We start from the raw sequence: 21,912 nt of genomic DNA, 5'->3' as shown, positions 1-21,912 counted from the left end.
AAGCCATCAGTCATTTCTTCCAAGAAGTCTTCTAGTTATCCCTTGCTTGTAGCTCTTGTTTAGTAATCAATTTATAATTTTTGAATACGCTTCCACCAACATATCCAGCAAGCATACTTAAAGCAATACAGCCTAAGGCGGTAATTAATACTTTTACCATTGGGTTATAGGCGAACATGACAGCAAAACCAGCAATCGGCGTTGCCGTTCCCGGGGTATCATTGACCAGTTTCATCAAGGCAATTAAAATACCACAAGCAGCACCACCACAAAAATTAGTCACATAAATCGGAATAGGATTTGCTGAGGTCACATCGGCCTGTGTCAAAGGTTCAATGGCAAAGGCAATATTATCTTTTCTTTCACCCAATTTTAGACGATAAAAAAGCACAGCATTCATAAAAGAAGAACCAAAAACGGACAAGGCTCCAATAGCCATCGGGATACCAGTCAAACCAAGCATAGCTGTCAAGGCCATCGAGGATAGCGGAGCCGTTGCCACAACCACAATTGTACCTCCAAGGATAATTCCCATAATGATTGGATTACTATTGGCACTCGAAGTTAAAATATCACCTATTGATAAAAGCGTATCATTAATTACCGGGGTAATGAGCTTAGCAATGATGCGAGTTAATGGGGCTCCAATAATAATAATCGAGATAAGATCCAATCCACCAGGAATATTTTTTTCCATCCATTTAATCAAGAAGGAAACCAAATACCCAGCAATAAAGCCAGGAATAATACCCGTACCAGAAACTGCCAAGCCAATTAAGACAGCATAGCCGGGAGAAACACCAATAGCTATCGCAACAAGAATTGCTGCCGCTACACCTGATAAGGAACCATTGGCACCGCCAACTTCACTCAAAAACTTAAGGCCTAAAACTTTTCCAAAAAAAGAATCTTGAAAAGCTTCAACCAAAAATGATGCACATGCAGCCGAAGCCAATGCCCCCATCGCCTTTGCCCCATACGGAGCCTTATAATTAAACAAGGTAAAAATTGCTAATACCAGAATAAGTAAACCAATCCCAATAATTATATCCATCTCATTAATCCACCAATCTATACATTAAATAGCTTACGATTTCGTCAGTCTAGCCAGCGCTTCGACCTCTATTAAAGCTCCCTTAGGTAAAGCAACAACTTGATAAGCAGTTCTGATAGGATAAGGTTCCTCAAATAACTCTTCCATAACCTCATTTAAAGTATTAAAATATTTCAAATCTGACAAATAGATAGTGAGTTTGAAAACATGACTCAGATCCAAGCCTTGTTCCTCTAAAATACCCTTAATATTGGCAAAAGCTTGTCGGCACTGTGCTTCAAAACCAGTAGCTAAGTCGCCAGTCTCAGGAACCACTGGTAATTGACCTGAAGTGTAGAGCGTATTGCCTTCTACCGTGTAAATAGAGTAAGGCCCAATAGAATCGGGATAGTTTTTCATCGATAATCCTCCTTTTGTTTCAGTAATTTAACTGTAAATGAAATCGCATTCATTGTCAATAACAAATTATTATTTTAATAATAATTTGTTATCCGTTACTTTTGCCTCCATAGGTCGTTTTTTGCAGAATGTACAGTTTTTTAAATTGTTTTTTACTTTAAAATGTATTACTATAATAATAAAAATCAGGAAAAGGGTACCTTATATGGACAAGGAGAGACTGGACTATTGGAAAACGGTCATCAAGTTTTTACATGGAGTTCTTGGGGAAAATTATGAAATCGTTCTTCATGTGATTGATGAAAATGATATCTACATTGGCGAAATTGTAAACAGTCACATTAGCGGACGGACAACCAATTCACCCCTAACAGCATTTGCACTGGTCCTGATTAATAATAAGGTCTATCAAAAACAAGATTTTGTCACCAATTACAAAGCTATCGTGAGCCCCCAAAACAAAGAAGTCCGAGGGTCAACTCTGTTTATCAAAAACGCCAGTGGTCAACTAGAAGGCATGCTCTGTATCAATATGGATATATCCGTCTACAAAAATTTAGCCGACAATGTCCTAAGCTTGGCCAACCTGCTTCCACACCAGTGTCAGTCACCAACACTAAGCTCAATTAATTACCAGCCAGATGAAGCGGTAGAAGTCTTATCAAATAACATTCAAGATATCATAAGTGAAATCATTGACCCTTCTTTATTAAAACAAGGGATTAATCTCAGCCAAGAAGTTAAGATAGACATCGTCTACAAGCTCCATGAAAAAGGAGTCTTTCAGCTCAAAGGTGCTGTTTCAAAGGTTGCTGAGGTCTTAAATATCTCAGAACCAAGCGTCTACCGCTACCTTAAAAAGATTGATGCCGATTAAAAGTACTCTGCTTTACACTCTAAACTACCTCTCACTAGATAGATGTCCCAATCTCTTGGGGCTTTTTTAAAGTCGTAACCACCAGAGAAAGAATAATCAGATAAAATCCTTTTGACAGAATCCTCCCCCTTAACGCAAAAAAATGGCCCCTATTTGATGTTTTTTTCTGTTTCTCAGAATCTCAAATAGGAGTCATCTTTTTGTCTTTGAATGCCTCGTTATAGAAAGAAGTTATTCTTCGTACTTAGCTATTACCTGCTCACTCGTTTTTCCCTTTGCTAACCAGTCAACAAGCTTGTCCAGTTGGCGAAGCTTTTGCATCTGATCATCCGCAATAGTTTCGATTTGGATACCACAGATCTTACCAGTAATATTTTGGCGATGAGGGTTATATGAAGGTGCTTGATCTAAAAAATCACCATAACTCACATCTGATTTTTTAAGCTCAGCTATTTCTTCATTAGAATAGCCCATCAACCAAGCAATCAGCCTATCAACATCTTGACCATGCCCGCCCTTGCGCTCGACCTTAGCCACTAAAGCCTGATAAACAGACTGAAAGGACATCTGAAAAATACTATGGGACATCTTTGCCACCTTCTCTCTTTTTTCTTATTCTAACATATGCTGTTTTCATAACAAAAAGAATCTTCTTACAGTACAGAAGATTCTTTTTAGTGTCATCCTTTTATCATTAAATAGTTGCCCAAACACTCTCTAAAATATTAGTTTGTTCACGGCCCGGTCCAACTGAGAAGGTTGAAATACGGACACCAACTAATTCGCCCACACGACGCACATAGTTACGGGCATTTTCTGGAAGTTCTTCCAGACTACGAACGCCCGTGATATCCTCTTCCCAGCCCGGAAGTTCTTCATAGATAGGTTTGCAACGTTTTAATTGCTCCAAACTTGCAGGGTAATAATCAATCCGCTGACCATCAAGATCATAGGCCACACAGATTTTAACAGTCTCAAGGCCTGAAAGAACATCAATAGAGTTCAAAGATAGATTAGTGATTCCTGACACGCGACGGCTATGACGCATCACAACTGAGTCAAACCAACCAACACGACGTGGACGCCCTGTAGTTGTCCCATATTCATGACCAACTTCACGAATCCGGTCCCCAACTTCATCAAAGAGCTCAGTTGGGAAAGGACCATCACCAACACGACTCGTGTAAGCTTTACATACACCAACAACCTTGTTAATCTTACTTGGTCCAACACCAGAACCAATAGTCACACCCCCAGCAACTGGGTTAGATGAAGTCACAAATGGGTAAGTTCCCTGATCAATATCAAGCATAACCCCTTGAGCACCTTCAAAAAGAACACGTTTGCCAGCGTCAAGAGCATCATTTAAGATAACAGAAGTGTCTGTCACATATTTTTTAATCTCTTGACCATAAGCATAATACTCTTCAAAAATAGCATCAAAGTCAAGTGGCGTGCTGTCATACATTTTTTCAAAGAGACGGTTTTTCTCAGCTAAGTTAATTCTAAGGCGTTCAGCAAAGATATCTTTGTCCAAAAGATCCGCAATTCGAATCCCAACACGCGCAGCCTTGTCCATATATGCTGGACCAATACCCTTGATGGTAGTGCCGATTTTGTTATCACCTTTGGCATCTTCTTGCAACTGATCCAACTTGATATGGTATGGCAGAATCACGTGCGCACGATCTGAAATCCGGAGATTCTCAGTGGTTACACCTTCTTCATGCAAGTAAGCTAACTCTTTAACCAATGATTTTGGATTGACCACAACACCATTACCAATAACAGAAATCTTTTCTGGGAAGAAAATCCCTGAAGGAATCAAATGCAACTTGAATTTCTTACCATCAATTACAATAGTATGACCCGCATTATCTCCACCTTGATAACGCGCAATCACTTCTGCATCAGAAGATAAAAAATCTGTAATCTTTCCCTTACCTTCATCACCCCACTGGGTACCAACAACTACTACTGATGTCATATGTTTTCGATATCGGCATGCCAAACACGCAGAGGCCTTCACCTTTCTTGAGCAATATGGCAGGAATCTCACCTGCAAGTTTGTCTTACACCCTATTATAGCAAAAAATGAAAAAAAGTGCTAACTCTGATAAAATAATTAAGAAAATTACACCTCCCTCCCTTTTTAAACTTTAATAAATAGGTAAAAACCGAACGATATAGATTGTTTTTAGCAACAGTTAGTGCCTTTAAGTAAGTTAACCATGGCTAGCGCCGCAAAACTCGTTAAAAACTTTAAGAAAGACAGCTTTTAGGGTAGAATAGACATAAGATCTCCCCTACTAATAGGATATGAAATGGAACAGATATAAGATGAAAACCCTCTTTGAAAGATTAGTCGCCCTCATACCTCGCATGCCAGGCTGGCTCTGGCTTCTCACCTTCGGTATTATTCTTGCTACCATCGCAGAAACACTACCAGAAGCCTTTCTCCTCCCCAGTGCCCTCGTAGTCGGACTTGGCTTTCGCTATGTCCGCAAAACACAAAAACGGCTGGCCGGCCAAGCCTTAGCCAAAAGAATCCAAAACCTCAAGGATACCGTTCACTTAGCCGACAAACAAAACCAATTGCTCAACCGCTACTTGCTTGAAAATGATATTCAAAACTTTCAACAAGTCGCCCAACAACTATTACCCAAGATTCAATTTATCAAAGATGAATCTTACCACTTAAAAGATAATATCCCAAAATCAGTTTATCAACGGATTAACCAAAAAGCCGATGAGGTTAAAGTAGATACCCTTCTCCAACTCGAACAAGTACAAATTGATCAGAAACTTAGCTCTAGCATCCTAACAGAAAAGGTCATCTCAGAAAAAGCACCAGAACTCAAAGACATTTATCAAAATGTCCAAAAAGATAACCAAAGCATCTTAGAAAAAATTGCCAAAGCTGATAACAAAGCTGAATTAGAAGCACTACAAGAAAGCAGCATGCAACATTTTTATGACATTTTAAATGGCTACCTGAAAATCAAAGCCTCACCCAAGGATTATTTTAAAGCCGAAGAACGACTAGCCTCAGCCCACCAAGCCCTAAACCAGTTTGACCTCGACCTAGATGAAACCTTACGAAAATTGAACGAAAGTGAGCTAAAAGATTTTGATATCAGCTTGCGCATGATGCAAAAACAAAACGAATTGAGAACAAAAGAATAAGGAGCTCCTGATGTCTGAATTTAACTTTGACATTGATGCCATTGCCGACAAGGCTATGACTAAAAATGATAAAACCACTGAAATATTAAGCGACAACTCTACCCAAGCCGGCAAAACTATTTCCTTCTTTGAAAAGCTAAGCCCTGAGCAACAAACTGCCATACTGGCCAAAACCCCAGCCTTGGTGGATTCTTTTATGGACAACCAAAATACCCTACTTGACTTTGGCCAAACGGCCGTCGAAGAAGTCAACACTACCGTCAATCACATCTTGCGGGAACAAAAAAAATTACAAATCCCACAAGTTGATGACCTACTCAAAAACACCAACCAAGAACTCAACGGCTTTGTCAAAAAATATAAAGAAGTCGGTCCAGCAGATCTGGAAAAGAAACCAAACATGCTGCAAAAACTCTTTAGACAAAGCAAAAACACCCTACAAGATTTCTACTTTGACGCCCAAAATATCGAACAAAAAATGGATGGCATGGCTGCCGCCGTCGTCAAACAAGAAGACACCCTAGCTCGCAATATCGTCTCAGCCGAGTTGTTGATCGAGGATAATACCAAGTCCATCGAAAATCTGGTCGGAGTCATCTCCTTTGTCGAAGCTAGCCAAAAAGAAGCCACAAAGCGCGCTCAGGCTCTGCAGGCAGAATTAGCAAACCTCGACGCAGCAACGCCTGACTATCAACACACAAGCGACCTCCTAGCCAGAACAACCGAAGTCATCAACACCCTAGAACAACAACATACCGAGTATGTCAGCCGTCTCTATGTGGCCTGGGCCACAACACCGCAGATGCGAAACCTTGTAAAGGTCTCCTCTGACATGCGCCAAAAATTGGGCATGCTCCGCCGAAACACCATTCCAACCATGAAGCTATCCATAGCCCAGCTAGGGATTCTCCAACAGTCTGTCAAGTCAGGGATTACCGCTGACGCCATCGTTAATGCTAACAACGCTGCCCTTCAGATGCTGGCCGAAACCAGTAAAGAAGCCATTCCGGCCCTAGAAAGGTCTGCTCAGGACCCTACACTCTCTATCCAGTCAGTGACAGCCTTAGCCGAAAGTTTAGTCCAACAAAACAAGGGCATCATTGAAGCCATTGATGCAGGTCGCCAAAAACGGGCCCAACTAGAAGCAACAATCATCACGTCTGCTGAAACCATCAATGACTCTGCTAAACTAAGAGATGAAGGCATCATTAATGCCCTTCTCAACCAAGGTCGTGCCAGTCAGGAGCAAGTGGAAAAATAAGCCCACTAAGCCCTCGTCATATCAGCCAAAACCAAAGTCTTTACCAAGCTTTGGTTTTTTGCTATTTAGGTGTCAAAAAATTGTATTTCAGGCCCTAAAATTGTAAACTGGAACAAGAAGAAACCAAGAGAAAGTAGAGATAGGATGCTCAATCAGCTGTTACAACAATTACCCCATAATACTAATATTTTAGAAGCAACTTTTGGCCTAGAAAGAGAGGGCTTGCGCATCACTGAGTCGGGCCAGATTGCCCCAACTGACCACCCAGCTTGTTTAGGGTCACGCAGCTTTCACCCTTACATTCAAACTGACTTTAGTGAAGAACAACTAGAACTAATCACACCCATCTCCCACTCTACTAGCCAAGCCAGACGGCGACTAGGGGCTATCTGGGACGTGACCCATGCTTCACTAGCCCCAAAAGAACTGATTTGGCCCCTATCCATGCCACCTTACCTGCAAGATAAGGATATCCAAGTCGCCAAGCTAGAAAACCAAGAAGAAGTTGCCTACCGCAATCACCTAGTAGAGACCTATGGCAAAAAACTGCAGTCCATCTCAGGCCTCCATTACAATTTTGGCCTAGGGCAAAACTTACTCGAAAGCCTCTTTCAGCATAGTGGCAGTGACAATCTGGTCGCCTTTAAAAATCAAGTCTACATGAAATTGGCCCGTCAATTTCTCAACTACCAGTGGTTTGTGACCTACTTGTTTGGTGCGTCACCACTTGCCGAAAAAGACTTCTACGCGACGATGCCACAAGGTTTAGCCCGTGCTCTCAGAGCCAGTAAGGCCTATGGCTACAGCAATGCTGACTCGTTGCAAATCTCCTTCTCCTCTCTTGAATCCTACATTAAGGATATCCAAGCTAGCATTGCCCGAGGGGACTTATCCTTGGAAAAAGAGTTCTATTCGGCTGTCCGCCTACGGGGCAGCAGCCATAGTCAGGACTACCTGAAAAAGGGAATCAGCTATCTGGAATTCCGTAGTTTTGACATTGACCCCTTTGACCCACTAGGTATTAGCCAGGAAACTCTAGACAGCTTCCACCTCTTTATCCTCAGTCTCCTTTGGCTTGATGACCTAGAGGACTGCGACAAAGACCTACAAACAGCCAAAGAGCTCAATGAAGCCGTTGCTCTAACTGGTCCTCTCGCTCCGCTGCCACCTCAGGCAAATCCACAACCACTCCTAGAAGCTATGCAAAAACTGGTCCAGCACTTCAACTTAGATGCTTACTACCAAGGACTGATTGATCAGATGACACTAGCTCTAAAGGAACCTAGACAAACCATCTGCGGTCGTCTTTCTAGTCACATCGCTGACGCTTCTCTGGCAGCCTTTGGCTTAACACAAGCTACCACCTATCATCACAAAGCAAGACTGGCGCCCTACGCACTTAAGGGCTATGAAAGCATGGAGCTATCGACGCAAATGCTCATGTTTGATGCTATCCAAAAGGGGATCCATCTTGAAATCTTGGACGAATCTGACCAGTTCTTAAAGCTCTGGCATCGGGACCACATCGAACTGGTCAAAAATGGCAATATGACTTCTAAGGATAACTATGTGGTGCCACTGGCTATGGCTAATAAAACCATGACTAAGAAAATCTTAGACCAAGCGGGCTTTCCTACCCCACAAGGGCAAGAATTTGCGACTAAAGAGCAGGCCTTGCGCTATTACCCAGTGATTGCGGACCAAGCCATCGTGGTCAAACCCAAGTCGACCAATTTTGGTCTTGGCATCTCCATCTTTCAAAAACCAGCTAGTCAGACTGACTATGCGAAAGCCCTTGACATTGCCTTCGCAGAAGATAGCGACGTTTTGGTTGAGGCCTTCATCACAGGCACAGAATACCGCTTCTTCACTCTAAATGGCACGTGTCAGGCGGTGCTTTTACGCCTTCCAGCTAATGTCGTGGGAGACGGTCAACACACCATCAAAGAACTGGTAGCCATTAAAAACCAAGACCCATTACGGGGTAGTGAGCACCGCTCACCTTTGGAGAAAATCCAACTAGGCCCCATTGAAAAACTGATGCTGGCCCAACAAGGCTATCAAGAAGACTCTATTTTAGCAAAAGGTATCAGAGTCGAGCTGCGCCGTAACTCTAATATCTCAACCGGTGGCGACTCAGTTGACCTGACAGAAGAAATGGACCAATCCTACAAGGACTTAGCCGCCCAAATGGCAGACGCCATAGGCGCCTGGGTCTGCGGTGTAGACCTGATTATCCCAGATATTAAGGAAAAAGCAGATATCAGCCAGCCCAATGTCCACTGCATCGAACTCAACTTCAACCCTTCCATGTATATGCACACCTACCCTTACCAAGGGCCAGGCCAAGCCTTGACACCTAAAATCCTACAAGAGCTCTTTCCAGAAGTAGCAATCTTAACTTAGACCCCCTTTCCCTTACCCATTAAATGGGTGAGGGATTTTTACTACTTAAAAACCCCCTTATCAGTGATAAGGGAGTTGGTGTCTTAATGAATCGAAAATAAGTTTTTTGTCTTATGTCTTTTTATCGAGTAGGGGTTAGTTTTTTTTGCGTTTGGAAGCGTAAGTGTAGGCACCTGCACCAATGATAAGGGATAAGCCAGTTGCTACAAGAAGTGGGTTCACAGCTTTTTCACCTGTTGATGGTAAGTGCTCAGCATTGTGGTTTGCTGATGAGTTAGCTTGACCAGCTTGAGCTCCACCACCTGTGTGTGGTTCAACTTTATTTGGCATGTCTTTAAGTTTTTCTGCCAATTCTTTCTTAGCTTGGTCTAATTCTTTTTGAAGTTTCGCTTTTTCTTCATCGCTTAATTGTGCGTTCTTCTCAGCTTCTTCCTTAGCTTTTGCCACTTGCTCTTCTAAGCGCTTGATAATGTCATCTTTTTCAGCAAGAAGGGCATTAAGGGCATCAACTTCTTTCTGATGCTCTTCTTTAAGCTTGTCGATTTCAGCTTGAAGGGCTTCTTTTTCAGCTTTAACTTTGTCAAGCTCTTTAGCAAGTTCTTCTGACTTAGCTTTAAGCTCTTCTGCTTCTGCTTTAGCTTCCTCAAGTTCTTTAGTTAACTTAGCTACTTTTTCCTCAAATTCAGGAACTTTTTCAGCCTCCGCTTTAGCAGCATCGCGTTCTTCAGTTAATGTACCTACTTTGTCAGTAAGGTCTTTATTAGCTTTCTCAGCTTCCGCTAACTTAGCTTCAGTTTCTTTAAGTGCTTTACGTTCTTCTGCGAGTTTCAATTGAGCTTGGTCAAACATTTCTTCAGCCATTTTTAACTTCTCGCTAAGTTCTTTATTACGACTTTCCTCTTCAAACAACTTACCATCTGTTTCTTCTAAGAGTTTGTCATACTCTTCTCGAGCATTGTTAAATTCTTGAGTTGCTTCTTCCAATTGTTTTTCAAGCTCTTTAAGCTTAGCTTCAGAATCAGCTTTTATTTTTTCTAACTGCTCTTTCTCTTCTTTTAATGCCGTATTTTCTTTATCTTGATCCAAAATTTGGTTATTCAAATTTGCATTTGATTCTTCTTGAGCTTCGAGTTCTTTTTTTGTTGCATCAAGGTCGTCAGCAACCTTCTTAAGTTCTTGTTCTTTTATCTCTAATTCTTGAGATTTATCCCTTAATTGCTCCTCAATCTTTTGATTCTTTTTAGAAAGTTCTTTTTCCTGGTCCTTTAGCTGTTCAAGTTCCGCATTTTTTTTAACTAAATCTTGCCCTCGTTTTTGATTTTGCTCAATGCGTTTTTCAATTTCTTTTATGACTAACGAAATTAAACTTAAGGACTGTTGTCTCCAATCCCCACTATCATTGTTTCTATAGGTTCCGAGGATGTCTGAATAAGCATGGAGTTCTCCATGTGGGTAACCAACTTTTTCTTTATCCATATGTGATAATAATTCCCCTAAACTCTCAGCCGACAAATTCTCTAATAGTTCTTTTGTTTCTGCTAAAATTTTTTCACCTATTTGTTCTTCTTGATCATTATAATGAGCTGCTTGTTTTTCAACTACTTTTTTTACGATAAATTCCTTCAAATCATTAAGTTCAAGTTCTTTTTCCTTTGCATAGCTTGTTACGGTTCCTAGCGCACCTCCAAAGCTGGAAAAGGCTGTTCCCGCTAATACCGCTGCTGTTACGGCTTTGCGTAAAGCATGTTTGCGGCGTTTCATATTGTTTTTCATTTTCTTTCTCCTTATATATGAAAATTCTCATTTTTTTGTTAGTTTGACAAGTCTGTCAAGGCTGTCATAACAGTTTTTTGGGCACACTTGGTCAACTACGTTCTTAGTATATATCACGTCAGATTAATATTAAAGTCCATGTTTTTAATGAAAATTTAAATTTATGAATGATAAATTAAGTAACTTGGTTTATAATAGTATTGTAGGCTGGTTTATCTTCCGGCCATTTTTAATTAGAAACGATATCAAAAAAATGGCTTTAATTCCCGTATCACCTGCTTTTAGAGAAGATAAGCTAGAACCATAACGTCAAGGAGAAACGATGATAACCACTAAAGAATTATTTTCTAATCAACAACTACGTAGTTTTAATCTACTCAAACTGCTCAACCAAGAGGAACACCGTTACGACTATAAGGACATCTGTCATCATCTAGACTGTTCTTTTCTAACTCTGCAAACAGAGATTGCTCATCTGTCGACTTTTTCTGAAATCAAATCTCTTCCTTATAAAGGACCCTATTTAACACTTGATTATCAAAAAGAGTCGGGACCGCAAAAACTCTACCAGTCGATCTTATTAGAGACACCCTCTTTGCGTCTGATTGAGGCCATCTTTTTTGAAGAGTTCGACTCGCTCGACGAACTGGCTGAAAGTCTCTTTATTAGCCTCTCTACCCTCAAACGCTTAATTAAGCGGACCAACCATTTCCTGCAACTGGTGTATGGTTGCCACATTGACTTTAAAAGCATTACCATGATAGGAAAAGAAGAGGACATTAGACTTCTTTACCTGAAATATTTTTCTGAAGCCTATGATTGTGGTCAGTGGCCATTTGTGAACCGGGTTAATGAAAGAGCCGTCATGCGCCTGATTGATTTGATCGCTCAACAGCTTGATGCCCCTGTTAGCCATTTTTTCTTTCATCACCTGAAAGTCGTCGCTGGGGTTAATATTATCCGTTTTGCTAAAGGCTACCGCATCAACCACACTTACACTAGAAGCACGCGCCTCTTTCAAAAACTCAAAGAAGATCCCAACTTGCAGGAGCTGGCCCAGCTCTTTTGGCAAGATTTTGCCCAACCACTAGATGCTTTAGCCCTGTCAGAAATCTTCTCGATCTATTTCCATCAGGAAATCATCGTCAATACTCAGGACGATGTCCCTCAGACGCCTGCTCTAGTGCCAGAAGAGATAAATATCATCTCTTATAAGGAATGGCTAGAGACCCTAGAAAGCATCCAAAAACGCCTCTCATTGCCAATTTCCAACACCAAAGAGATAGCCAAGATTTTGCATAATGCAACCATCTTAAAAGAACATGACGCTTACCAAAACTATCTCGTCTACGACTATAAAGAACCTTACATTGACTATTTCCAAAAATCCTACCCTCTGCTATTAGAAGTCTTGAAAAAAGCGCTGCTAGCCCCTTTCACTAAGCGAGACATTGCCTGCTCAGAGAAACAGCAACAACAGCTCTTGTATTCTTTACTGGTCAACTGGGATAACCTCTTTTTACACCTCAGTCAGGCCATTAGCCAACAAAAAGTCCTTGTCATTGAAAAGGGAACCCGAAACACTGGTCAGTTCTTAAAAGCCTTCACCGGTCAATATTTCGACATCACGATTCACGACCATTACGAGATTGACATGCGAGCTATCCGCAAAAAGTACGACCTCGTCCTAACTGATATTAGCTTAGAAAAAAGTGAAGGCATTGACATCTACTTTTTCAGCCAACTGGTACCCAGTATCGCCCTCGAAGAGCTTAACCACTACCTCAAAGAAAAAGTCGAAAAACATTTCATGACCTGCTTAGCAGAAACAGAAGAGCTTTAATAGCTTAGATTTTCCATATTATCATGAGCCTATCTCATCTTCATTGGTATCAAGGTTAATCCTTTCTTAAAAATTAAGATGCCTTCAAGGGTTAGAAAAAAAGGTCTTTATGCTATAATAGTAGTCATGGATAAATTGATTAAATCACTCTCACAATCTGGCTCTTTTAGAGCCTTTGTGCTTGATAGTACAGAAACCGTTAAAAGTGCACAAGAAAAACACGGCACCCTATCATCATCGACAGTGGCGCTTGGTCGCACCTTGATTGCCAACCAAATCTTAGCTGCTAACCAAAAAGGAGACAGTAAAGTTACCGTCAAAGTGATTGGTGACTCTTCTTTTGGTCATATCATTTCCGTTGCTGACACTAAAGGTCATGTCAAGGGATACATTCAAAACACTGGCGTTGACATTAAAAAAACAGCCACTGGTGAAGTTCTAGTTGGCCCTTTTATGGGCAATGGCCACTTTGTCTCGATTGTCGATTATGGAACAGGTAATCCCTACACCTCAACTACACCCTTGATTTCTGGCGAAATCGGTGAAGATTTCGCCTATTTCTTAACCGAGTCGGAGCAAACACCTTCTGCTGTTGGTTTGAACGTTCTCCTTGATGAGGAAGATAAGGTTAAAGTTGCTGGCGGCTTCATGCTACAGGTTTTACCTGGGGCTAGCCAAGAGGAAATCACACGTTACGAAAAGAGGCTCCAAGAAATGCCTGCCATCTCAAGTCTTCTGACCTCAGAAGACCATATCCAAGCCCTCTTAGATGCTCTCTATGGCGATGAGCCTTATAAGCGACTCTCTGAAGAACCTTTAAGCTTCCAGTGTGATTGCTCGAGACAACGTTTTGAGTCGGCCCTCAGAACTTTACCTGATAGTGATCTACAAGATATGATTGATCAGGATCATGGTGCCGAAATCGTCTGCCAGTTCTGTCAAACAATCTACCAGTTTAACGAGCAAGATTTGAAAGGGATTATCAATGACAAAGCTTAATTCATCTTTTATGATTGGGACTGTTGAAATCCCACACCGTACTGTTTTAGCCCCTATGGCTGGCGTCACAAACTCTGCCTTTAGGACTATCGCCAAAGAATTTGGTGCTGGTCTAGTGGTTATGGAGATGATTTCGGAAAAAGGGCTCCTTTACAACAACGAAAAAACCTTGCACATGCTCCACATTGATGAGACAGAGCACCCTATGTCTATCCAACTCTTTGGGGGCGATGCTGAAGGTTTAAAACGGGCTGCCGATTTCATCCAAACCAACACTAAGGCTGATATTGTAGACATCAACATGGGTTGCCCGGTCAATAAGGTTGTCAAAAACGAAGCCGGTGCCAAATGGTTGCGTGACCCTGATAAGATCTATCATATCGTCTCCGAAGTTACCTCAGTTCTCGATATTCCACTGACTGTTAAGATGCGCACCGGCTGGGCAGACAGCTCATTAGCTGTTGAGAATGCTCTAGCTGCCGAGTCAGCAGGCGTCGCTGCGCTTGCTATGCACGGTCGGACGCGTGAGCAGATGTACACTGGAAGCTGTGACCACGAGACCCTCGCACGTGTCTCTAAAGCACTGACCAAAATTCCTTTTATCGGCAATGGCGATGTGCGTAGTGTCCAAGATGCTAAGTTTATGATTGAGGAAATCGGCGTCGATGCTGTGATGATTGGACGCGCAGCCATGAACAACCCTTACTTGTTTACTCAAATCAACCACTTTTTTGAGACGGGTGAAGAGTTACCTGATCTTCCATTTGCCAAAAAACTGGACATTGCTGAGGACCACTTGACCCGTTTGATTAATCTCAAGGGGGAAACCATTGCTGTCCGGGAATTTCGCGGTTTAGCTCCCCATTATTTACGTGGGACTGCTGGGGCTGCTAAAGTCCGTGGAGCTGTATCACGCGCCGATACTTTGGCTCAAGTCCAAGAGATTTTTGCCCAAGTTCGCTAAGACCATTGAAGGAGAATCATGTTGATTGTACTAGCTGGAACTATTGGAGCAGGGAAGAGCTCTCTTGCTGCTGCTCTTGGAGACTATTTGGGGACTGATGTTTTTTATGAAGCTGTTGACAACAACCCCGTTCTTGATCTCTACTATCAAGACCCTCAAAAATATGCCTTTTTACTCCAAATTTTCTTTTTAAACAAACGTTTCAAATCCATTAAAGAAGCCTATAAAGCTGATAATAATGTTCTAGACCGTTCCATTTTTGAAGACGAGCTCTTTCTCAAACTCAATTATAAAAATGGTAACGTCACCAAAGCAGAACTTGACATCTACCAAGAACTGCTGGCTAACATGCTAGAAGAATTAGAAGGCATGCCTAAAAAACGGCCTGATTTATTGATTTATATTGACGTTTCCTTTGAGAAAATGTTAGAACGCATTGCTAAACGGGGACGCTCTTTTGAGCAAGTTGATGACAACCCTGGACTAGAAGAATACTACTACCAAGTCCACGAAGAATACCCGACCTGGTATGAAGAATACGACGTCTCACCGAAAATGAGAATTGACGGAGATGCTCTAGACTTCGTCCAGAACCCAGAAGACTTAACCACAGTCCTCCAAATGATTGATAAAAAACTTAAAACATTAGATTTATTATAGAAGAAAAACGACTCACAAAAGTGAGCCGTTTCAGATTGAAGACAAAGTCCTTAGAAATTGATTTTTCTAGGGCTTTTCTTTTTGCTAAGAGTTATAATAAAGATAAGAAGTTCTAGGAGGTCTCAGTATGTTCCACAAAGAAAATCCTAACTACAATCGCAATCAAGTTGGTTTCTATAGTTTAGATGACTTGGTTCCTAAAGACCATCTCTTGCGTCAAATTGATGAAGCGATAGATTTTTCATTTATTTATGACTTAGTGAAGGACAGTTATTGTGCGGATAACGGTCGTCCTAGTTTGGACCCTGTCATGTTAGTGAAAATTCCCATGATTCAATGTCTCTTTGGCATTCGTTCCATGCGTCAAACCATCAAGGAAATTGAGGTTAATGTGGCTTACCGCTGGTTTCTTGGGTTGACTTTAGAAGATAAGGTGCCTCATTTCACAACATACGGAAAGAACTACAGTCGTCGTTTCCAAGATAAACAAGTCATTGAAGCTATCTTTTCTCATATCTTAGGGCTCTGCCTGAATGCCGGGTTAATTGACCCTACTGAAATCTTTGTGGACGGTACCCATATTAAAGCAGTTGCTAACAATCACAAATATATCAATCAGGAAGTAGAGGCGCAAGCTAAATTCATGAGTGCCCAATTAGAGCGAGAAATTGCCAAAGATAGGGAAAAACACGGAAAAAAGTTGTTAGGGCTCGCCAGAGAAAAAGAGCCCACAAGTAAGAAAATTTCTACAACCGACTCTGATAGCGGTTGGTTTCATAAGGGAGAACACAAACAAGTTTTTGCTTATAATGCTCAAGTCGCTTGTGATAAATATGGTTGGGCACTAGGATATAGTATTCACGCTGGGAATGTTCATGATAGTCAGGCTTTCCCAGAACTGTTTGACCAAATTAAAGCATTACAACCAAGCTATCTTATCGCAGACTCTGGTTATAAAACACCCAGCATTGCCCACTATTTATTATCTCTAGGTATCACACCCGTTTTTCCATATACTAGACCACGTGGCAAAAAAGGAATGCTTAGTCCTAAAGAGTTTGTCTATGATGAGTATTATGATGTCTACCTCTGTCCAGAGAACCACCCCTTATGTTATTCAACCACTACTCGAGATGGCTATAGTGAGTACAAAAGTGATCCAGCTATCTGTCAGACCTGTCCGCTATTATCAGTCTGTACCCAATCGAAAACCCATCAAAAAGTTATCACTCGTCATCTATGGAAAGAAGATTTAGAAGTCTGTGAAGACATCCGACACCAAAAAGGGATGAAAGAATGTTATCAACAGCGCAAAGAAACGATAGAACGCTTATTTGGAACAGCTAAAGAATATCACAATTTGCGCTACACGAGATTAAAAGGAAAGTCCAAAATGGAGGCAACCGTTGGACTGACTTTAGCGTGCTTGAATATGAAAAAATATAGTAAGATAATGGCGAGAATATCCTTTTTAATTGGCTTGAAAATTGCCAAAGTTAGCCCAATAATCATAATGAAAGTAAAAGAAAAGACAAACTGGAGATTTAGGCCAGTTTGTCTTCAATCTGAAACGACTCACAAAAGTGAGCCGTTTTTTCTGAGGTATAAAGCAATCACTTTAAACTGCTCTTGTTCTGCTCCAAATAAATGCTACCCCAAAACCAATCCATCATCTTTAAGACCTTGTCCCACATTTTGTTGAAAGAGAGTCATCAGCTCTTCAACAGTCAGCTTTCTTTTGTCATTGCCCTTAAGATCAACGATGATTTGGCCTTGATGAAGCATGACTAAACGGTTACCATATTGGATAGCATGTTCCATATTGTGGGTAATCATGAGGGTAGTCAGCCCATGGTTTTTGACAATTTTGTCGGTTAAGGTCATCACCATATCACTGGTTTTAGGGTCTAGAGCGGCAGTGTGTTCATCTAGCAACAAGACCTTTGGTTTTTCAAGCGAAGCCATTAGAAGCGTTAAAGCTTGTCTTTGTCCACCTGATAAGAACTGGGTATCTACTTTGAGACGCTTTTCTAAATGTAGTCCTAATTCTTGCAGGGCTTGTTGGTAATCTTGGCGGTCACTTTCTTTGACGCCCCAGCTAAGACCACGTTTTTTACCACGACGATGGGCGATGGCCATGTTTTCTTCAATAGTTAAGCGTGAAGCTGTGCCCATCTTAGGGTCTTGGAAAACACGGCTGATGAACTGTGCCCGTTTGGCGGTCGATAAGTGTCTGATGGACTTGCCTTCAAGTAAGATATCCCCATGGTCTAGTTTCAGAGTTCCTGCTAAGCTGTTCATTAGAGTCGATTTACCGGCTCCATTGCCTCCGATGATTGAGATGAAGTCTCCTTCTTGCACGTCAAGGCTGAGCCCGCGCAAGACATGGTTTTCATTGACCGTACCAGCTTCAAAAATCTTATGAATCCTTTGTAATGATAATAATGTTGACATAATAACTCCTAATTTAGTTTTGGTTGGCGAATCTTCCATTTCTGTTGCAATTCTGGGATAAAAAGGACAGTCGCTAACAGTATCGCCGAAAAGAGTTTAACCAAATCAGCATCCATACCCGGAATAGACAAAATGGCAAGAATAATCAGACGGTATACAATAGCTCCTAAGACAAGAGAGGTCAAACGCCAGCCGATAGTCAGATGCCTAATGACCACCTCAGCTATGATAATGGAAGCTAAACCAATCACAATGGTCCCAACCCCAGAATTCAAATCAGCATAGCCATTATTTTGGCACAGGAGCGCCCCACAAAGAGCTATCAAACCATTAGAAATCATATAGCCCAGAATCTTCATCTTGTCGGTATTTATCCCATTGGCTTCACTCATAGGGATATTATCCCCCGTTGATCGCAGCGCTAGACCGACCTGAGTCTTCAGGAGTAGGGTCAAGAGCAGGATAAGAATAAGGACAGAGATGACTCCTATAATCATGACCGAAGCTATCTTCGTAAAGCCCAGATCATAAAGCTCTGAAACCAAAGTCTTTTGCCCCAAGAGAGCTACATTTGCCTTACCAAGGATTTTTAAGTTGATAGAATACAAGGCTGTTAAGGTAATAATCCCTGTCAAAAGGGCTGGTATTTTCAATTTGGTATGGATAAGGCCTGAAACTAAACCCGCTAACAATCCTCCTGTAAAAGCTAGAAGTGTTGCTAGAAGTGGGTCTAAACCTGAAACGATACCTGTCGCACAGATAGCCGCTCCCAGTGGATATGAGCCCTCAGTAGTTAAATCAGCACTGTCTAAAATGCGAAAAGTAATGTAGACGCCAATAGCCAGCACCGACCATAAGAGCCCCTGTGATAAACTTGATAGAATGAGTGCCATTTTTTCTCCTTTTTCTTTGTTACTTCAGTGATAGACGGGAAAGATCAATCCCTAGTTTTTGAGCCTGCTGTCTATTAACATGCAAATCTAGCCTTTTTGGCAGTTCAACTGGTGTCGTCGCCGGATTCTGCCCTTTTAAAATAGTCACTGCCTGCCTTCCAACTTGTCTGCCTAACTGACTATAATTGGTACCATAGGTTAAGAGCCCGCCAGCATCAACCATATCTGTCGAGCCACCAATGACTGGTACCTGATGCTCAACAGACAACTGACCAATCATCGACATCGTTGATGCAACAGTATTATCTGTCGGAACAAAGAGAGCATCAGCCGTCCGCATCAAACTGTTAGTTGCATCTTGCACCTCATTGCTTGATGAGATGCCTTTTTTACTGACTCTGTAACCTGCTTTTTTCAGTTCCTTTTCTGCTTCCTTAACCTGTACTTCTGAATTTCTCTCACTGCTAGTATAGAGGATTCCTACTTCTCTGGCTTTTGGTAGGGCTTCTTTTAAAAGCGCCACTTGTTTGGCAATAGGGGCCTGGTCGCTTGTTCCTGTTATCAAGCCACCAGGTTTTTTTAGACTCTTAACCAAATCTGCCGACAAGGGATCCGTCACTGCTGTAAAGACAATTGGTGTATCCGTTGAAGCTGTGGCTAAAGCCTGAGCTGCTGGTGTCGCAATAGCTAACACCAAATCACTTTTTTTAAGCAGTTGTTCTGAAATAGTTTGTAAATTAGCCTGATCTCCCTGGGCATTTTGATAGACTATTTTTAAGTTTTTACCTTGGGTATAGCCTTCTTTTTTAAGCTCTGCTTCAAAGCCTTTCCGAGCTGCAGTAAGAGAGTCATGTTCCATATATTGTAAGATTCCAACTGTTACAGTCTGCTTTGAGGTGTGGCGATTTCCCCCGGTCGATCGACAAGCAACCAAAAGGAGACTGGCTAAGGTTAGTACTATTAATTTGCTTAATCTGTTCATCATCACACCGTCCTTCTAGTTCAGGGCTGCTTTTAATGTTGAGGTATCTATGCCAAGTACTTTAGCCATGGCCTCATTAATCTTGACTTGAGGTTTTTGAGGTTTTTGAGGTTTTTGAACAGGGAGCTCAGAAACTTTTTTACCTTTTAGGATTTTAAGTGCCTGCTCTCCCGCAGCATGACCGATAGCCTGATAATCAACACCTGATGTGAGTAATACAGCATCTAGATAGGCCGCATCACTACCAATAGCTGGCACTTTGGCTTCTTTCAAGATTTCTCCAATAGTCGTTGCTGTTGAAGCCACTGTATTATCTGTGGGCAAATAAACGGCATCAACTTGAGCTGCTAAGCTAGCCATGACTTGTTGAACATCATTACTACTTGTTACCGTTTTGATAACAACATCAAGTCCCTTACGATTTAAGGCTTTTTTAGCTGCCTTAGCTTGGATTTGAGAATTGACTTCACTAGAATTGTAAAAAATACCCACTTTCTTGGCTTTGGGGATAGCTTTGGTCAATACTTCAATTTGTTGACTGACATCACCCGCATCAAGGGTTCCCGTAACAGTTCCACCAGGTTTTGCTAAAGATTTGACCAAGCCCGCTGATATAGGATCTGTAACTGCCGTAAAGATCGTCGGTGTTTCCTGATCAGCATTAACCATGGCCTGAGCTGCTGGCGTTGCTATGGCAAAATTAAGATCATTTTTACCTGCTAGCTGATCTACCATTGTTTGCAGGTTAGCTTGTTCTCCTTGAGCATTTTTTCGGGTTAGCTTAAGGTTTTGGCCTTCTTTATAGCCTGCCTCATTTAAAGCTTTGATAAAGCCTTTTTGGGCAGCATCCAAAGCTGGGTGCTCAGCATATTGGATAATACCAACTTTAACATGATTCTTGCCAGTCGCTACTTCTTGGCGGCAAGCTGTTAAACCGAGTAAAGCTAATGTAACCATCGCAAATCGAAATATTGTTTTCATGTGACTCCTCTTTTCTTGGGTATAAAAATAAGACCATTTAGAAATATCTAAATGGTCTTATACAACTAAAGAGGTATAAGGAGATACACTGTGATAAGGTGCCCACTTAGATATTCTTATCTATGTGGACAAACAACTCAAATAGCCTTTAGCCCCATAGATACAAACTGACGTTTTGCATTGTTTGTATCCATAGGTAATATGTCTACAAACACTATCTAAAGAAGCTAAAGTAATAACGGTTGTTAAGCGTGTGAGTTGTCATGTTAGGTATCATACCAGTGACCTCCTCTTTCTTTCTATTAATTTTTTAAAAATTATAAGGCATTTTTGCAGAGCTGTCAAGCCATTGAAACTCAATAAATAAACTTTTCATTCTTTTTCAAGCGACCTGATATAACTAAACCTCTTCAAACCGCCGTTAAGATAAGATTTGTTCCCACTAAAAATTTTTAGGAAAAAAGCAATCTTAGAAAGGTAAGGCCTCTTCATCTAAAACCAAATCACAAAGGTCGTCAGCCAGGTTGTTTTCTCTAACAGCCCGCTGAGCTCGACTCTCTAAAAGTTGATAAGATTGGCATAGGACTTCGGTCATATAAGCCGTCTTACCATCTTTTTCGTACTTGCGGATGCGTAGCTCACCATCAAGCGAAATCAGACTACCTTTGCTACCATACGAGGCTAGACTTTCAGCCAATCGTCCCCAAAGAACAAGATTAACAAAATCAACTTGACGCTCACCTTCAGCATTTTTAAAACGGCGATTAACAGCAATTGAAACTCGGCACACATGCTTATCTTTTGGGGTCTTTATCAAGTCGGGATGGTTAACTAATCGACCAATCATAATTACTTTATTATACATTTTTTGTCCTCCTAACTAGTTATCCGAAAAGATTTGGACAAATAATCTGGCTTTAACAAATATCCCTTTTTAATAGCCAGCATTGCCTTTTGCTTGTGGATATGTTATTTTAGTTTAAAAAGAGGTGACTAAAAGATGAAGATTAAATTTGCTATTGGAGTTTTTCTAACCTTATTATTTTCCCGTTTTATCTGGTTTCAACTAACAAGAGGTAACTGGCTTTATGATTTTTTCGGTAGTCTTTTTATTGCTACTCTTGCTACTCTCATTAGCTATTTTCTCATTAAAAGGTCTAAAAAACCTTAGTTTTAAACT

The 21,912-nt window shown here is 41.2% G+C and carries 19 protein-coding genes and 1 pseudogene; 10 read left to right on the top strand and 10 right to left on the bottom strand.

The window, feature by feature from the left end; genetic code table 11:
* Positions 1-31 precede the first annotated feature (31 nt).
* Positions 32-1,054, bottom strand: a complete 1,023-nt coding sequence (locus FGK96_RS00805) for a PTS fructose transporter subunit IIC (RefSeq protein WP_138080486.1) — start codon at positions 1,052-1,054, stop codon at positions 32-34.
* 33 nt (positions 1,055-1,087) lie between these two features.
* On the bottom strand, positions 1,088-1,453 hold the full coding sequence (locus FGK96_RS00800; RefSeq protein WP_138069206.1) for a RidA family protein: 366 nt from the start codon (positions 1,451-1,453) through the stop codon (positions 1,088-1,090).
* Positions 1,454-1,658: 205 nt separating this feature from the next.
* On the opposite strand from FGK96_RS00800, the gene FGK96_RS00795 reads away from it, so the two are divergent.
* Entirely contained in the window at positions 1,659-2,330 is a 672-nt protein-coding gene (locus tag FGK96_RS00795; RefSeq protein ID WP_138080484.1) for a helix-turn-helix transcriptional regulator, read from the top strand.
* A gap of 231 nt (positions 2,331-2,561) precedes the next feature.
* On the opposite strand, the gene FGK96_RS00790 is transcribed toward FGK96_RS00795, so the two are convergent.
* Positions 2,562-2,918, bottom strand: coding sequence for a DUF2200 family protein (locus FGK96_RS00790; RefSeq protein ID WP_138080482.1), 357 nt, complete (start codon positions 2,916-2,918; stop codon positions 2,562-2,564).
* Between the two features lie 106 nt (positions 2,919-3,024).
* Positions 3,025-4,317, bottom strand: coding sequence for an adenylosuccinate synthase (locus FGK96_RS00785; protein WP_093959155.1), 1,293 nt, complete (start codon positions 4,315-4,317; stop codon positions 3,025-3,027).
* Positions 4,318-4,670: 353 nt separating this feature from the next.
* On the opposite strand from FGK96_RS00785, the gene FGK96_RS00780 reads away from it, so the two are divergent.
* The 3 genes from FGK96_RS00780 (at position 4,671) to gshAB (ending at position 9,183) form a co-directional block, all read left to right on the top strand.
* Positions 4,671-5,516 carry a hypothetical protein gene (locus FGK96_RS00780; protein ID WP_138083472.1) on the top strand — a complete coding sequence of 282 codons (846 nt, stop codon included), beginning with the start codon at positions 4,671-4,673 and terminating at the stop codon, positions 5,514-5,516.
* Between the two features lie 10 nt (positions 5,517-5,526).
* Positions 5,527-6,777, top strand: coding sequence for a toxic anion resistance protein (locus tag FGK96_RS00775; RefSeq protein ID WP_138080480.1), 1,251 nt, complete (start codon positions 5,527-5,529; stop codon positions 6,775-6,777).
* A 144-nt stretch (positions 6,778-6,921) separates the two neighbouring features.
* On the top strand, positions 6,922-9,183 hold the full coding sequence (gene gshAB, locus FGK96_RS00770; protein WP_138083471.1) for a bifunctional glutamate--cysteine ligase GshA/glutathione synthetase GshB: 2,262 nt from the start codon (positions 6,922-6,924) through the stop codon (positions 9,181-9,183).
* 135 nt (positions 9,184-9,318) lie between these two features.
* Here gshAB and FGK96_RS00765 read toward each other — a convergent pair whose 3' ends face one another.
* Positions 9,319-10,956 carry an LPXTG cell wall anchor domain-containing protein gene (locus tag FGK96_RS00765; RefSeq protein WP_138080478.1) on the bottom strand — a complete coding sequence of 546 codons (1,638 nt, stop codon included), beginning with the start codon at positions 10,954-10,956 and terminating at the stop codon, positions 9,319-9,321.
* A 322-nt stretch (positions 10,957-11,278) separates the two neighbouring features.
* Here FGK96_RS00765 and FGK96_RS00760 point away from each other — a divergent pair, with 322 nt between their 5' ends.
* The 5 genes and pseudogenes from FGK96_RS00760 to FGK96_RS00740 form a co-directional block, all read left to right on the top strand.
* Positions 11,279-12,799, top strand: coding sequence for a M protein trans-acting positive regulator PRD domain-containing protein (locus FGK96_RS00760; RefSeq protein WP_138080476.1), 1,521 nt, complete (start codon positions 11,279-11,281; stop codon positions 12,797-12,799).
* Positions 12,800-12,925: 126 nt separating this feature from the next.
* Positions 12,926-13,798: an Hsp33 family molecular chaperone HslO gene (gene hslO, locus FGK96_RS00755; protein WP_138080474.1), complete on the top strand. Its 873-nt coding sequence runs from the start codon at positions 12,926-12,928 to the stop codon at positions 13,796-13,798.
* Complete coding sequence (gene dusB / locus FGK96_RS00750; protein WP_138080472.1) at positions 13,785-14,762, top strand: tRNA dihydrouridine synthase DusB; 978 nt, start codon at positions 13,785-13,787, stop codon at positions 14,760-14,762. The genes hslO and dusB overlap by 14 nt, the downstream gene beginning before the upstream one ends.
* A gap of 18 nt (positions 14,763-14,780) precedes the next feature.
* On the top strand, positions 14,781-15,422 hold the full coding sequence (locus FGK96_RS00745; protein WP_138080470.1) for a deoxynucleoside kinase: 642 nt from the start codon (positions 14,781-14,783) through the stop codon (positions 15,420-15,422).
* A 127-nt stretch (positions 15,423-15,549) separates the two neighbouring features.
* A pseudogene (locus tag FGK96_RS00740) lies at positions 15,550-17,022 on the top strand (IS1182 family transposase); the annotation flags it as partial.
* Between the two features lie 50 nt (positions 17,023-17,072).
* Here FGK96_RS00740 and FGK96_RS00735 read toward each other — a convergent pair.
* From FGK96_RS00735 to FGK96_RS00715, 5 genes are all read right to left on the bottom strand, one after another.
* Positions 17,073-17,876, bottom strand: a complete 804-nt coding sequence (locus tag FGK96_RS00735) for an ABC transporter ATP-binding protein (RefSeq protein WP_138080468.1) — start codon at positions 17,874-17,876, stop codon at positions 17,073-17,075.
* Between the two features lie 8 nt (positions 17,877-17,884).
* A complete protein-coding gene (locus FGK96_RS00730; protein ID WP_138080466.1) occupies positions 17,885-18,769 on the bottom strand; it encodes an ABC transporter permease in 885 nt (294 codons plus the stop codon).
* A 19-nt stretch (positions 18,770-18,788) separates the two neighbouring features.
* A complete protein-coding gene (locus FGK96_RS00725) occupies positions 18,789-19,751 on the bottom strand; it encodes an ABC transporter substrate-binding protein (RefSeq protein ID WP_138083470.1) in 963 nt (320 codons plus the stop codon).
* Positions 19,752-19,766: 15 nt separating this feature from the next.
* The gene (locus FGK96_RS00720) at positions 19,767-20,732 is read right to left on the bottom strand and encodes an ABC transporter substrate-binding protein (RefSeq protein WP_138080464.1); all 966 of its coding nucleotides are present in this window, start codon (positions 20,730-20,732) and stop codon (positions 19,767-19,769) included.
* Positions 20,733-21,201: 469 nt separating this feature from the next.
* Entirely contained in the window at positions 21,202-21,597 is a 396-nt protein-coding gene (locus FGK96_RS00715; protein WP_138080462.1) for a single-stranded DNA-binding protein, read from the bottom strand.
* A 135-nt stretch (positions 21,598-21,732) separates the two neighbouring features.
* Here FGK96_RS00715 and FGK96_RS10535 point away from each other — a divergent pair, with 135 nt between their 5' ends.
* Positions 21,733-21,903: a hypothetical protein gene (locus tag FGK96_RS10535; RefSeq protein ID WP_232045783.1), complete on the top strand. Its 171-nt coding sequence runs from the start codon at positions 21,733-21,735 to the stop codon at positions 21,901-21,903.
* Positions 21,904-21,912 lie beyond the last annotated feature (9 nt).

Source organism: Streptococcus porcinus, from assembly GCF_901542335.1.
Classification (GTDB): Bacteria; Bacillota; Bacilli; order Lactobacillales; family Streptococcaceae; genus Streptococcus; species Streptococcus porcinus_A.
This window is presented reverse-complemented; position numbering and strand designations above follow the sequence as displayed.

Excerpts from the sequence above, each read along its gene's own strand:
- FGK96_RS00795 (WP_138080484.1), top strand. The coding sequence starts at position 1,659 with ATGGACAAGGAGAGACTGGACTATTGGAAAACGGTCATCAAGTTTTTA.
- FGK96_RS00760 (WP_138080476.1), top strand. The coding sequence starts at position 11,279 with ATGATAACCACTAAAGAATTATTTTCTAATCAACAACTACGTAGTTTT.
- FGK96_RS00790 (WP_138080482.1), bottom strand. The coding sequence starts at position 2,918 with ATGTCCCATAGTATTTTTCAGATGTCCTTTCAGTCTGTTTATCAGGCT.
- dusB (WP_138080472.1), top strand. The coding sequence starts at position 13,785 with ATGACAAAGCTTAATTCATCTTTTATGATTGGGACTGTTGAAATCCCA.
- gshAB (WP_138083471.1), top strand. The coding sequence starts at position 6,922 with ATGCTCAATCAGCTGTTACAACAATTACCCCATAATACTAATATTTTA.
- FGK96_RS10535 (WP_232045783.1), top strand. The coding sequence starts at position 21,733 with ATGAAGATTAAATTTGCTATTGGAGTTTTTCTAACCTTATTATTTTCC.
- FGK96_RS00715 (WP_138080462.1), bottom strand. The coding sequence starts at position 21,597 with ATGTATAATAAAGTAATTATGATTGGTCGATTAGTTAACCATCCCGAC.
- FGK96_RS00765 (WP_138080478.1), bottom strand. The coding sequence starts at position 10,956 with ATGAAAAACAATATGAAACGCCGCAAACATGCTTTACGCAAAGCCGTA.
- FGK96_RS00730 (WP_138080466.1), bottom strand. The coding sequence starts at position 18,769 with ATGGCACTCATTCTATCAAGTTTATCACAGGGGCTCTTATGGTCGGTG.
- FGK96_RS00785 (WP_093959155.1), bottom strand. The coding sequence starts at position 4,317 with ATGACATCAGTAGTAGTTGTTGGTACCCAGTGGGGTGATGAAGGTAAG.
- FGK96_RS00800 (WP_138069206.1), bottom strand. The coding sequence starts at position 1,453 with ATGAAAAACTATCCCGATTCTATTGGGCCTTACTCTATTTACACGGTA.
- hslO (WP_138080474.1), top strand. The coding sequence starts at position 12,926 with ATGGATAAATTGATTAAATCACTCTCACAATCTGGCTCTTTTAGAGCC.
- FGK96_RS00720 (WP_138080464.1), bottom strand. The coding sequence starts at position 20,732 with ATGAAAACAATATTTCGATTTGCGATGGTTACATTAGCTTTACTCGGT.
- FGK96_RS00735 (WP_138080468.1), bottom strand. The coding sequence starts at position 17,876 with ATGTCAACATTATTATCATTACAAAGGATTCATAAGATTTTTGAAGCT.
- FGK96_RS00775 (WP_138080480.1), top strand. The coding sequence starts at position 5,527 with ATGTCTGAATTTAACTTTGACATTGATGCCATTGCCGACAAGGCTATG.
- FGK96_RS00745 (WP_138080470.1), top strand. The coding sequence starts at position 14,781 with ATGTTGATTGTACTAGCTGGAACTATTGGAGCAGGGAAGAGCTCTCTT.
- FGK96_RS00780 (WP_138083472.1), top strand. The coding sequence starts at position 4,671 with ATGAAAACCCTCTTTGAAAGATTAGTCGCCCTCATACCTCGCATGCCA.
- FGK96_RS00805 (WP_138080486.1), bottom strand. The coding sequence starts at position 1,054 with ATGGATATAATTATTGGGATTGGTTTACTTATTCTGGTATTAGCAATT.
- FGK96_RS00725 (WP_138083470.1), bottom strand. The coding sequence starts at position 19,751 with ATGAACAGATTAAGCAAATTAATAGTACTAACCTTAGCCAGTCTCCTT.